Annotated in this window: 9 protein-coding genes; 7 read left to right on the top strand and 2 right to left on the bottom strand. The window is 44.5% G+C overall.

Annotated elements, in window-relative coordinates; translation table 11 throughout:
• Positions 1-860 precede the first annotated feature (860 nt).
• From AB0L18_RS02965 to AB0L18_RS02955, 3 genes are all read left to right on the top strand, one after another.
• Positions 861-1,886, top strand: a complete 1,026-nt coding sequence (locus AB0L18_RS02965) for a hypothetical protein (protein WP_367391095.1) — start codon at positions 861-863, stop codon at positions 1,884-1,886.
• Positions 1,887-2,072: 186 nt separating this feature from the next.
• Positions 2,073-3,269 (top strand): NlpC/P60 family protein, encoded by a 1,197-nt coding sequence (locus AB0L18_RS02960; RefSeq protein ID WP_367391094.1) that lies wholly within the window; start codon positions 2,073-2,075, stop codon positions 3,267-3,269.
• 143 nt (positions 3,270-3,412) lie between these two features.
• Positions 3,413-4,552, top strand: coding sequence for a S1C family serine protease (locus AB0L18_RS02955; RefSeq protein WP_367391093.1), 1,140 nt, complete (start codon positions 3,413-3,415; stop codon positions 4,550-4,552).
• A 206-nt stretch (positions 4,553-4,758) separates the two neighbouring features.
• Here AB0L18_RS02955 and AB0L18_RS02950 read toward each other — a convergent pair whose 3' ends face one another.
• On the bottom strand, positions 4,759-5,499 hold the full coding sequence (locus AB0L18_RS02950; RefSeq protein ID WP_367391092.1) for a hypothetical protein: 741 nt from the start codon (positions 5,497-5,499) through the stop codon (positions 4,759-4,761).
• 248 nt (positions 5,500-5,747) lie between these two features.
• Here AB0L18_RS02950 and AB0L18_RS02945 point away from each other — a divergent pair, with 248 nt between their 5' ends.
• The gene (locus AB0L18_RS02945) at positions 5,748-8,894 is read left to right on the top strand and encodes a MopE-related protein (protein ID WP_367391091.1); all 3,147 of its coding nucleotides are present in this window, start codon (positions 5,748-5,750) and stop codon (positions 8,892-8,894) included.
• A 262-nt stretch (positions 8,895-9,156) separates the two neighbouring features.
• Entirely contained in the window at positions 9,157-10,104 is a 948-nt protein-coding gene (gene queG, locus AB0L18_RS02940; RefSeq protein WP_367391090.1) for a tRNA epoxyqueuosine(34) reductase QueG, read from the top strand.
• Here the strand turns inward: queG and AB0L18_RS02935 are convergent.
• Positions 10,097-10,513: a response regulator gene (locus AB0L18_RS02935; protein WP_367391089.1), complete on the bottom strand. Its 417-nt coding sequence runs from the start codon at positions 10,511-10,513 to the stop codon at positions 10,097-10,099. The two genes, queG and AB0L18_RS02935, sit on opposite strands and share 8 nt — an antisense overlap.
• Before the next feature lie 357 nt (positions 10,514-10,870).
• Here AB0L18_RS02935 and AB0L18_RS02930 point away from each other — a divergent pair, with 357 nt between their 5' ends.
• Both AB0L18_RS02930 and AB0L18_RS02925 read left to right on the top strand, forming a co-directional pair.
• Positions 10,871-11,506, top strand: a complete 636-nt coding sequence (locus tag AB0L18_RS02930) for an SGNH/GDSL hydrolase family protein (protein ID WP_367391088.1) — start codon at positions 10,871-10,873, stop codon at positions 11,504-11,506.
• 150 nt (positions 11,507-11,656) lie between these two features.
• Positions 11,657-12,349 (top strand): RluA family pseudouridine synthase, encoded by a 693-nt coding sequence (locus AB0L18_RS02925; RefSeq protein ID WP_367391087.1) that lies wholly within the window; start codon positions 11,657-11,659, stop codon positions 12,347-12,349.
• The last annotated feature ends 205 nt before the right edge of the window (positions 12,350-12,554 follow it).

The following is a 12,554-nucleotide window of genomic DNA, read 5'->3' as shown; positions in this document are numbered from 1 at the left end:
TAAAAAGCTATAAGTCACCGTTCATTGTTAGTAATTACTTACACTATATACGTGTTTACGGGAATCCTTGGATTTTGTTGTGCTTCTAGGCAAATTGCTCTGTTTAGAGGCTCTCCAACAGTATACCTTTAATGGGAGGATTCCTGTAAATCCATAAATTAAGTACAAGTAAATTTGTTTCGCGAAATCCGTCAAGCCTTTGAAGTTTTCGTTTACGTGCAGGCAAAATATTGCTCGATAAAGAGACGTTTAAGCCCAGATGAAACGAAGCAGGCGTTTTTTTAGAAGAGAAGTTATGATTTGAGCAAAATGTCATTAGAATTATTCAAGGACTAAATTGCTTTGCGAAAAATAATGCTTTCCTACCGTAAAATAAATTTTTAGCTCGTTTTTCGGTTTTTATTTGGCGAAACGAAATAATTTCCGCTTCTTTACGGAAGAATTTAGCTTTTAAACGAAACTAATCTGATTTAGGGCCGTTTATCAGCACAATCGCAGCTAATACTTGCTTTTTATCCCACTGGTAAGTATTTAGCAACACAATACAATCCAACACGCCAATTAAATAGGGAGAAAATTTTTTCTTCCGAAGATAGTTTTGTAGCTTTATCCCAAGCTGTTCAACTATCTATGAACTGGCTAATTGACTGTCATCCCAGTTGATTAATTAGTGTTATCCCAACCAAGTTTGACTTTTGTTTGACGCCATCCATTTTGGAAGGTGTTAAATCGTTTTCAAGTAATTCGGTCATCCCATCGAATACTATGAATCGACTTCACTACTTCCCAAAGGACTTTTGGAGAATAAGCCGTGCTGTGCCTTCTCCGGACTTTATCAAACAACTCAAAAGGAATTAGGCGTGAAACAAATTTTACTAACAACAATGATCGTTTTTCTGGGAGGGCTCGCGATGAGTATCCAGGCAAACAATCACTACTTCGTGCACTCAGACGGGCAAGGTGAAGGAACCTCCTGGAAAGATGCCGCAAGTAATTTACAAGAAGTACTGGCAAAGGCGAAAGCTGGAGACATCATCTGGGTGGCCAACGGTACTTACTTTCCAACCAATGAGGCAGATCGTACAGCTAGTTTCATCATCCCTGATGGTGTGCAGGTTTACGGCGGCTTTATCGGCGAGGAAAAGAAACTAACAGACCGCGTTTTGGGTGAAGCCAAAACCATTCTGAGTGGAGAGATTGGTACAGAAGCTCCTGAAGACAACAGCTATACGGTTGTTTACTTTCAGAACGCAAGTGCTGCTACGATGCTTGATGGTTTTATCATCACTGGTGGTTATGCAGATGGCTTGGTAGAAGGTGCTGACCTTACTACGTGTGGAGCTGGTATTTACAACAACGGTGAATTCGGTGTTTCTTCTCCAATGATCCAAAATTGCATTTTAATCAACAACTTCTCTCGGGAAGGTGCTGCAATCTATAATTACGCGAATGAGGGGGAAACCTCTCCAACAATTAGCGATTGTCAATTCGTTTACAATCGCTCCGACTTCAACGGGGGTGCCATTTTTAATGATGGAAATTTTGGCACTTGTAATCCAACAATCACAAACTGCAGTTTTAAGGGCAACGAGTCGATGTACGGTGCCGGTATTTTGAATCGCGGCCTTTACGGTGAATGCCAGCCGATGATCAAGAACAGTACATTCATTGACAATTTCTCAGTTGTTCGGGGTGGTGCTATCTACAACCAACGCGAAGGCCGCGGTATCTGTGAAGCACTATTGGAAGGCAATGTTTTTGAAGACAATGGCTCAACCATTGGCGAAGGAGATGTTGACCAAACCAACAAAGCCCTTAACGTAACGCAAGATCAGCCATCAAAGGCTGGTGTACGCATGAGAAGTGCTGAAGCTATTTCTTACTAATCTGAGAGACTTGTTTCATTTTGCCTGATAAAGCGGGCTGGTAAGTATCAACACTTATCAGCCCGCTTGTTTTTTGAGTTTCTCTGAAATCTCCCACAATCACTATCTTTCCCTGTGCGTTTCTATCTCTGTTATTCATCTTAGACCACCTCTATTCCTGCGTAAAAAACAACTTGCGCTTTTGCTATGAGTCGTTACTCCTTTTTAGTCTTTTCTTTCTTTTTGCTGACAGTGGGGTGTGGAACCCCAACAATCGACCCGTGGCCGCCCGCCTTGGGGGATTTAGTGCAGGGAATCACCTCTCACTTCGTACCAGATCGACGAGTAAACCGAATGGAGGTGGAAGGAATGATCAAAGAAGACGGTAAACTTTATTTAACGGGAGAGACTACCTTACAAAAGGCAAAAGATAGCCTTCTCAATGCCCTGGCTGCCGTGAATTATCAGATTGTCGATAGCATTAAGGTGCTGCCAGCAGCAGATTTAGGTGATGCTACTTATGCCTTGAGCCGCCATTCAGTGGCCAATTTGCGTTCGGAAAAAGGGCATTCACAAGAATTAGCTACCCAAGTCTTGTTGGGTACACCATTGAGGGTATTGAAACAAGATGAAGAGTGGTTTTTTGTTCAGTGTCCGGATGGCTATCTCGCTTGGCTACATGGAGGTGAGTTGGTACGTATGACGGCTGCAGAGATGAATGAATGGAAAACTGCCAACCGCGTGATTTTTACTGCGGAAAATGGTTATAGCTACCAGGTTGCAGCTACCGAAGGTCGGCGAGTTGGTGATTTAGTGAAAGGTGATATCTTGGTAAGCATAGATACGGAAGGTAAGTTCACCAAAGTGCTTTATCCAGATGGTCGTGAAGCTTACGTCTTGAGTGAAGCGTTAGCGTCTTTTGCCAGTTGGTTAGATAAAGTATCTCCCTCTTTTTCGCTCACGTCTGAGATTGCCAAAGCCCAATTGGGTAAACCTTACTTGTGGGGAGGCACCAGCCCCAAAGCAATGGATTGTAGCGGTTTTACTAAAACGGTTTACTGGCAACAAGGGCTGATCATCCCTAGAGACGCCTCTCAACAAGTAGAGGCCGGCCAACCAGTAGAGTATAACGAAAACTTGAAAGGCCTCCAAGCGGGTGATTTTCTGTTTTTCGGTCGTTTGCGGGAAGATGGTTCGCAAAAAATCACCCACGTAGGGATTTACTTGGGGGATGGCGCTTTTATTCACAGTGGTTCCGATAATGGTGCTAATGCTATTCAGCAGTTATTGCCCGATCAACCTGGCTATGCTCCACACCGACGTGAAAGCCTGCTCCGTGCCAAACGCTTAAAGCCGGAAACCACTGGAGTGCAGCGCGTAGCTAATCATCCATGGTATTGGTGAGTTGGTCGCAATTGGATGCTGATTGGTAGCTTTTGAGCTTACAGATGACAACTTTTCTCCTTTTCAAGGTATTTAATTGAATAGCTTACTCGTTAATCTACGGAAAGCTTGCGCTTAAATTCATGAGAATAAAAATCGGACTTATGCAACAATGGTTGAAAACAATCCTGGCTGGTGCCGTAGGTGGTGCCATTGCCCTGGCGGGCGTTTTTTTCTTTTACCAGTATTCGCCCAACAATGCAGTAGCTACGGAGCTGCCCGTTCGACAAGTGAATTTTGCTCCTGGAGCAGCGGCCTCCCCGCAAATGTCGGTCAACCCTACTTTTGATTTCAAAGCAGCCGCCAAAAAAGCCACCCCATCGGTCGTTCATATCTCTGCTGCCGGAAGTACGTCCAAATCTTCCGATAGCCCTTTACGTTTTTTCTTCGATGAAGGTAGTCCTTTCGGCGGGCCATCAGCGGCAACAGGCTCAGGGGTTATCTATTCTTCGGATGGGTATATCATTACCAATAACCATGTGGTTGAAAAAGCAGAGACCTTGACGGTTACCTTGAATGACAATCGAAAGTTTACTGCTACCGTTATTGGCCGGGATGATAAAGTAGACCTGGCGGTCATTAAAATCGATGCGATTAATCTACCTACGCTAGAATTAGCCGATTCAGACCAGGCCGAAATAGGGGAGTGGGTATTGGCTGTCGGAAATCCCCTGGATTTGACGAGCACCGTCACCGCAGGTATCATCAGTGCGAAAGGTCGTAGTCTGGAACTTATCCCGGGGAGAGACGCGATCGAGTCGTTTCTGCAAACGGATGCTGCCGTTAATCCAGGTAATAGTGGAGGCGCACTGGTTGATGCAAACGGAAATTTACTAGGTATCAATACCGCTATCGCTACGCGTACCGGAATGTTTCAAGGCTATTCTTTTGCTATTCCGGTCAATTTAGTGACCCGTATTGCGGATGATATTATAGAGTTTGGAAGCTTTCAACGTGCCTTTTTGGGAGTAAGTATTTATCCTTTAGATGCCGATGCTGCTTTAGAACTAGGTGTTGACATTAATCAGGGAGTGGTGATTGATGAGTTGGTAGATGGTGGCTCGGCGCAATATGCAGGTCTATTACCACGTGATATTATCATCAAAGTAAACAACCGTACCATTAATGGTGTACCGGAACTTACGGAAATGGTAGGGCGTTCTAAAGTAGGTGATGTATTACAACTGACCATCATGCGCAAGGGAGAAGAGGTGGAATTGCCCGTTCGTATGCGTGCCCAGTAGTAATGGTGAAATTATGACACCGTTAAGACTTTCTTAACACTTTGTGATACAACAATATAAGACCTGGTGAGGTTAAATTCTATAAAGAAAAAGGTTCCTGAAATCTTTTCAGGAACCTCTAAGAATATACTTGTTTAAAGTTGGTTTTTCGTTTTGTTTTGATGTGTCTGCCCTGTCTTTAGGGCAGGCATTTTTTTATATAATAATCACTCCTCCGCCTCCAAAAGCATGAACAAGCGCCCCATGTCATTTTGGTTGTTCAAGTCCAGGTCATTGGCGTTTACCAATCGTTTCATGGCAGCGGCCTTTCGAGGAAAGACTTTGGATATTTGGCGCAAGTTACTCTTGATTTCGTAAATGCTGGCACCATCAAAGACCCAGTATTGGTTGCGTTCCATGTATTTGTCTGGCCGTCTGATCATCCCCAGGTTTTCTACGTAGTCTTCCTTGCGTAGATATTTAATCGGTTGGTGGAGTACAAGGTAGCGATCACCACGATGGAGCACCCTGTAAAAACGACGTCCGTAATCCCCTTCGCCAAACAGCTCTCGCATATTCAATGCTTCAAAGGTGAGCGTGTCCTGTGGCCCGTAGATCATTACAGCATCCAGCCGATCAAGGGGGAATTCACCGATAAAGCCGGTTGAAAGCTTTACGAAAAGTTGATTTTTTTCGAGGTCAAGCAATACATCCAGTGCTTCACTGAAATTCGGTTGTCCCTCGAAGCGGATACGCCCTGGGGTATAGGCATCGTAGAGGTAAGGGGTACCTTCTGTCCTGTTTATTTTACCATAATTAGAAAGGTCATTCAGGGTTGGCCCTTCCGGTCGGACAAAGCTAAGCTTGGTAATATCTTTGGAAGCGTTGGGTAAGGTTTCCTGAGCTAACAAAAAGGAAGCACAAGCACTGAATAATAGTACGAGTAAAAACGTCTGTTTAAATCTCATCTTGTCAATTGTTTTAGTTAAGAAAGAGAGCAAAAGGCAGAAATGCTGACTTGATCAACGGCCTGCACAACGAATTTACCAAATAATAGGTAGGTAATTAATGTAGTTGAGGCTAATTACCGATAGTTTAACGTTTTCCTGCTGCTGTAAATAGGGAATACTTGAGCCTTTTCTTAATTTTGTTTATACTGAGACTGAAAGGTTATTCGTATATTTTTGTTTCCCCAAAAAATAGAAAAGCGATCATCATGATAAGAGCAATTACCACCCTTCTCGTTTTTTTACTTCTGCTATGTTCTTCCGCAGTTACAGCTCAGTCTGTAGCGCGAGAGTGGAACGAAGCTTTGTTGAGTGCAATTCGTAGAGATTTTGCCCGGCCCACGGTGCACGCTCGAAATTTGTTTCATACATCTATTGCCATGTATGATGCTTGGGCAGTATACGATGAGGAGGCTGAAACGTATTTTCTGGGGAAGACGGTAGATGGTTTTGAATGCCCCTTCACACCGCCCGCCATGCCTAGTGATATTGAGGCTGCTCGGGAAGAAGCGATTAGTTATGCCGCTTTCCGCCTTTTGCGCCATCGGTTTCAAAATTCTCCGGGAGCATTTTTGACGCTCAATAACCTTAATACGCTTTTCGCTGATTTAGGCTATAATGCAGGCTTTACTTCCGTTGATTACAGTACAGGTTCTCCGGCAGCTTTGGGTAATTACATTGCCCAGCAATTGATTGCTTTCGGGATGCAGGATGGATCGAATGAGGAGTTTGACTACGCTAATCAATTTTATGAACCTGTCAACGATCCGCTGATCGTTGAATTTCCAGGTAATCCTGATATTACGGATTATAATCGTTGGCAACCACTCACTTTAAGTGTTTTTGTAGATCAGTCGGGAAATGTTTTTCCAGGAAATACCCCCTCGTTTTTAGGACCAGAGTGGGGCGCTGTTGCACCCTTCGCTCTTGATGCGGAGGATTTAACGATCTACGAAAGAGATGGCCACTCTTACTATGTGTACCACGATCCCGGACCTCCACCGAGTTTGGAGACGGCAACAGGAGGAGGCTTGTCAGCCGAATATCAGTATACCTTTGGTTTAGTAGCAGCCTGGTCTTCTCATCTTAGTCCTGATGATGGGGTAATCTGGGATATTTCCCCTGCTAGCATTGGAAACATTGCCGTCGAGGATTATCCAACAAGCATTGAGGGCCTGCATGATTTCTATGATCTCGTCAACGGTGGGGATATAGGAAATGGGCATGCACTCAACCCTGCAACGGGAGCACCTTATGAACCTCAATTGGTACCAAGAGGTGATTACGCCCGGGTATTGGCCGAATTCTGGGCAGATGGCCCCCAATCTGAAACCCCTCCTGGGCACTGGTTTACGATTCTTAATACGGTCAGTGACGATCCCAACTTGGTACGTAAATTTGGCGGTAAGGGCGAAGTGTTAGAGCCCTTAGAGTGGGAAGTGAAAACCTATCTAGCCCTCGGAGGAGCGATGCACGACGCGGCGGTAACTGTTTGGGGCATCAAAGGTTGGTACGATTATTTGCGGCCCGTTTCTGCTATTCGCGCAATGGCCGATTTGGGGCAAAGTACCGATCCTAATTTGCCTTCCTATCACCCTGGAGGAATACAATTACTCGATGGCTTGATTGCTTTGGTGAATGAAGGAGACCCGCTCGCTGGTAGCTCCGGACAGCATGTGGGTAAAATAAAACTTAAAGCTTGGCGAGGCCCTGATTTTGTGACCATCCCAGAAATACAGGATGCCGGCGTTGGTTGGATTTTGGCAGAGAACTGGTGGCCCTACCAAAGACCAACCTTTGTGTCTCCCAACTTTGCAGGGTATATTTCCGGGCATTCGACTTTTTCTCGAGCAGCTGCAGAGATTATGACTGCTGTCACTGGCGATCCGTTTTTCCCAGGTGGGGTAGGGCGTTTTGAGGCTCCTCAAAACGAGTTTTTGGTTTTTGAAGACGGCCCAAGTATGGATGTCACCCTCGAATGGGCAACCTACCGTGATGCCTCTGATCAGTGTAGCCTTTCCCGTATTTGGGGAGGAATTCACCCACCGGTAGATGATATGCCCGGTCGCTTAATTGGTATTGACATCGGAACGACAGCTTTTGCGCTCGCAGAATCGCTGTTTTACAAAGACGAAGATGCTGATGGATTCTACAGTTACGAAGACTGTGATGATAACAATAACACCGTATATCCTGGTGCCCCTGAAATTTGTGATGGTTTGGATAATAATTGTAATGATGATATTGACGAAGGGGTTTTGGTAACCTTCTATCTGGATACCGATGAGGACACTTATGGGGACGCCAGCCAAAGTATTGCGGCTTGCACTGCTCCGGTAGGGTACGTCATGGATAACACCGACTGTGATGACGCCGATGCCAATGAATTTCCTGGCCAAACCTGGTACCTCGATCGCGACGGTGATAGCTATGGTGATGGCAGTACAATGGTAAGCTGTGAGCGCCCCGCATTCGGATACCTTCCTGCTGAGCTATTGGCATTGGATACCGATTGTGATGACAACGATAGCCAGGAGTTTCCCGGTCAGGTGTGGTACCTGGATCAGGATGAAGACAATTACGGTGATGGTACAACAGTCGTCAGTTGTGAACGGCCTAACTTTGGCAACTTGGCCACAGAACTAATAGCCGTAGATACAGATTGTGATGACAATGATGCCCAGGCTTTCCCCACCCAGGATTGGTACATTGATGCTGATGCCGATGGTTATGGTAGTGGAGAAGTAATTATGGACAGTTGTGAAAGACCATCCGCAGCAGCTTACCTGGCCAGTGAATTGACCGCCACTTCTGGTGATTGTGATGATACACGCAACCAGGTGTACCCCGGTGCCCCGGAAATTTGTGATGATTTAGACAATGATTGTAACAACGAAATTGACGAAGGTTTACCCCTTTTCGTTTATTACCGAGATGCCGATAGTGATGGGTTTGGTGATGGTGAAGATGCGATTGAAATTTGTGGCGAATTACCTGCAGGTTATGCTGCAAACGGCGATGATTGCGATGATACCAACAACAACATTTATCCTAATGCCCCTGATATCGCAGACAATGGCATAGATGAAGATTGCTCTGGTGTTGACTTTTTTGCGGAAGCAAAAATCTTTCCTAATCCGTTTGAGGAGGAATTGACGGTTCACATCAATCAAACAGGGGCTGTTAATATCCGAATTTTTGACCTTAGTGGCCGTTTGGTTTACCGCGGCACAGAAACGGTGCTTGACAATAGGTTTTATCTCTCTTTAAGTAACCTTCGGCAGGGGGTATTCATGATTCGCCTGGAGACGGCTGACGGAAAGGAATTATTGTTGCGGCGGTTGATCAAAATGTAAGCTGAACTTTCGGTTGTTGCCGAAGGTGCACTTATGTGAGCCGAAAAAAATAGCGTTGTTCTGCGATGAAGCTTAGCGAAAGCACTAAAACAGCTCTCAGCAGAACAACGCTAATAAGATGATTCAATAAAAAAGGTCCCGACTTCCCCCCAGATGCCGAGACCTAATGCTACATTATAGCTGGTATTAAACCACTGTTATGTACGTAATTTCAGGATGATTGGTTTCATTATTAGTGCGATAATTAGAAAAACACATTTTTTTGCAAAAAGACATCCCTAATAAGATCACGGCAAAACAACTCATTCAGGAAGAAGCTTACCGCTTGGGATTCAGTTTTATGGGGGTAGCTAAGGCAGATTTCCTGGAACCAGAAGCTAAGCGGCTGGAAGATTGGCTGAATCAAGGGAAGCACGGAAAAATGGGGTATCTGGAAAACCACTTCGATAAAAGGGTTGACCCACGGAAATTGGTTCCAGGCGCAAAATCAGTCATTAGCCTTCTCTACAATTATCATAATCCTGCCACTCAAAATGATCCTTCTGCTCCGAAGATCAGCCAATATGCTTATGGGGAAGATTATCATTTTGTGATCAAAGACAAGTTGAAATCCCTGTTTCAGTACATCCAGGAAAATATTGGAGAGATTGATGGGCGGGTATTTGTAGATTCAGCGCCAGTAATGGAACGGGACTGGGCATTAAAAGCGGGTAATGGTTGGATAGGAAAACATACCTTGTTGATCCACCCTAAAGCAGGTTCTTATTTCTTTTTAGCAGAATTGATCAGCGATTTGGATGTACCTGCCGATGCTCCGATGAAGGATTATTGTGGAACTTGCCGCCGCTGTATTGATGCCTGCCCAACGGATGCGATTGCCCCCGAAGGCTATCTGATAGACGGGAGCAAATGCATTTCTTATGTGACCATTGAATTAAAAGAGGCTATTCCTGAAGATTTTAGCGGTAAAATGGACAATTGGATGTTTGGTTGTGACATTTGCCAACAAGTATGCCCCTGGAATCGCTTCGCCACTAAACACAAAGAGCCTGCCTTCGATCCTCATCCAGAACTTTTGGAAATGACGCAACGCGATTGGCAGGAGCTCACGGAAGAAACCTTCCGTAAAGTGTTCAAACGATCGGCGGTGAAGCGTACCAAATACGCTGGCCTGAAACGCAATATCTCCTTTCTGGGGGATGCTAGATAACCCTCGTATTTGTACTTACCCAAAAGTCAAAGATACTCTTCACTACTTTGACCAGCTCTTCTATTTCCAGAGGTTTGGGGACATAAGCATTTGCCCCTGATTCATAGCAACGCAAGCGTTCTTCATTGCTATTGGTATTCGTGAAAACGATGATAGGGACATGGCGAAAATCTTCATTTGCCCGCAGTTGAGTGATGAGTTCGAAGCCATTCACAAAGGGCATATTCAAGTCAACCAATACGCAAGCCACTGTTGCAGCATACAAATCAGGTAGTGCCGCCAATAATTCCTGACCATCGGGATAATGAAGAAGATTGACTTGACTGTCAAGTTGGGAAAGTGCGTATTTTAATAAACGTACGTCTTGAGGGTTATCCTCGGCAAAGAGGATAGAAGTGGGATTGTCCATTGCACAGATTGTTACCACTCGACCGGCGCTGGCAGGTCAAGCATTGTTCATAGTATGTGTGTGTCGTGTCGTGTGTAGTTCTTAAAAGTTAGTCTTGTGTTCGACTATTGGGTTGAGTGTGTTGGAGATTCAAATCTTACCCCAACAAATTATTATATGTATTTATCAGATAAATTGTTTCACAAAATGCTCAATTTTTGCGAAAGTAAAAAATCAGTAGGAGAGTAGTACAAAAATAAATAGCGCATTTGTTTTTCATGTGACAGCAAAGTTGTCGAGTGGCCAGGGGATCACCCATGGCGTTTTTTGGAGAATACTTGGTATTTTGCATTCTTTTAATTGAACCAAGCTGAAGTAATGCGACCCAAAGTGCTGTTTTTTTTCTTGCTTATACTCCTTCAGATGTCCTGTGGAGAACAGCGTAGTGAAGCAAAAAATGGTAGAGAAGTAATTTCGGACAGACCATGGAAATTAATCTGCCTGGGTGGGGATTGGACGGTTGGTGTTGGGTTGCCTCCTGAGGAAGCCTACCCGGCACTCCTGGCAGAACAATTGTCGACTTTGCTACCGGTGAAAGTTGTCAATGCAGGGATAAAAGGAGAATCTGTTAGCGGTGCTGCTGACCGGGTAGATTGGCTTTTGCAACAAAGATTGGACGCGCTTTTGATCCAGTATGCCAGCAAGCAGTCGGGGCCGTTATTGATCAAAGAGCTACAAGATTGGGAAAAGTTATTGAAAAAGGTGCGCCTGGCTTATCCCGAGCTGCCGGTTATCGTAGCTACAGCAGGTACCGCCAGTCATGATAATGCTTATCTCAAAAGCTTTGAACAACTCCTGAAACGAGTTGATGCCCAGTGGGAAATCATCAATGTACCTCATCAGGAGAAGGAACCAAAGTACTGGCAGGGCAATGGCGAGTACCTAAGCCAAGAAGGACAACGAATATTAGCCGAGCAGTTGTTTCCGAAGGTCGCCTCATTAGTGACGGATTAAAAATAACTGCCCCCGTTTTTGATTCGCTAAAATTTTCTAAGCAAGCGACTAAAAGGAGCTTGCGTGAAAATATTCGCGAATCGGTAGAAAAAACGGGGGCAGTTATTTCCGTCTTTTTTACTTAGTGAAAGCATTACCCCAGTAATTATTATGAAGCATCAAAACCATCCCCCGGTTATCAAAGAAACCAAACATTGGCTAGCGGTAAACAAGCCAGCTGGATTAAATGTAGAGCAACTTTGGGATTACCCAAGTGTAGAAACCCAAATAAAAAATTACTTGCAAGAGCAGTATTCAAGGGAACCTTACCTGGGGGTAGTTCACAGAATAGACCGTCCGGTAAGTGGTGTGCTTATACTGGCTAAAAAGAAAAGTGCATTACGGCACCTCAACCAACAGTTTGCCGATAGAAAAGTACAGAAGGTCTATTGGGCCATGTGCCTGGGTGAACCTCCTGAGAAGGAAGGTGCATTGATTCATTACTTGCAAAAAGACCAGAAGAATAAATGTGCGGTTGCCTTTACCGAACCTCGTTCGGGGGCTGTTATGGCGGAATTACAATACCGAGTTGTTCAAACAAATGCCAATATTAGTTGCATGGAGATTCGTCCTCTGAGTGGGAAGTTTCACCAAATAAGGGTTCAATTGGCGAGTATGGGTTGTCCGCTGTTAGGTGATGAGAAATACGGAGGCCCGACGGGGCAGCAGCCTAATGAAATTGCCTTACATGCTCGTCAATTGACCTTCATAGATCCATTGACAGAACAAGAAGAAATCGTGGTGGCTGAACTGCCGGTTGGTAATCCGCTTTGGCAATCATGGGGAAGGGAAGATCCAGTTTAATTTATTTTTCTATCTTTACTTTGTGACGGAATCAGTTATTTCCGTCAAATTACTTTGTATACAATACTTATTGTTTTTAGTCTGTATTTAAATTTAGATTATATCTAAAGGCTGTTGTTACCGTTGCTACGAAATAGTTTTAGCCCAACTCTTTAACACAGAAGTAGAATTTTTCACAATCGGTTCCCCGAACCGAGACATGCTC

Source organism: Lewinella sp. LCG006 (genome assembly GCF_040784935.1).
GTDB lineage: Bacteria > Bacteroidota > Bacteroidia > Chitinophagales > Saprospiraceae > Lewinella.
This window is presented reverse-complemented; position numbering and strand designations above follow the sequence as displayed.

Excerpts from the sequence above, each read along its gene's own strand:
- AB0L18_RS02955 (WP_367391093.1), top strand. The coding sequence starts at position 3,413 with ATGCAACAATGGTTGAAAACAATCCTGGCTGGTGCCGTAGGTGGTGCC.
- AB0L18_RS02930 (WP_367391088.1), top strand. The coding sequence starts at position 10,871 with ATGCGACCCAAAGTGCTGTTTTTTTTCTTGCTTATACTCCTTCAGATG.
- AB0L18_RS02935 (WP_367391089.1), bottom strand. The coding sequence starts at position 10,513 with ATGGACAATCCCACTTCTATCCTCTTTGCCGAGGATAACCCTCAAGAC.
- AB0L18_RS02945 (WP_367391091.1), top strand. The coding sequence starts at position 5,748 with ATGATAAGAGCAATTACCACCCTTCTCGTTTTTTTACTTCTGCTATGT.
- AB0L18_RS02960 (WP_367391094.1), top strand. The coding sequence starts at position 2,073 with ATGAGTCGTTACTCCTTTTTAGTCTTTTCTTTCTTTTTGCTGACAGTG.
- AB0L18_RS02925 (WP_367391087.1), top strand. The coding sequence starts at position 11,657 with ATGAAGCATCAAAACCATCCCCCGGTTATCAAAGAAACCAAACATTGG.
- AB0L18_RS02950 (WP_367391092.1), bottom strand. The coding sequence starts at position 5,499 with ATGAGATTTAAACAGACGTTTTTACTCGTACTATTATTCAGTGCTTGT.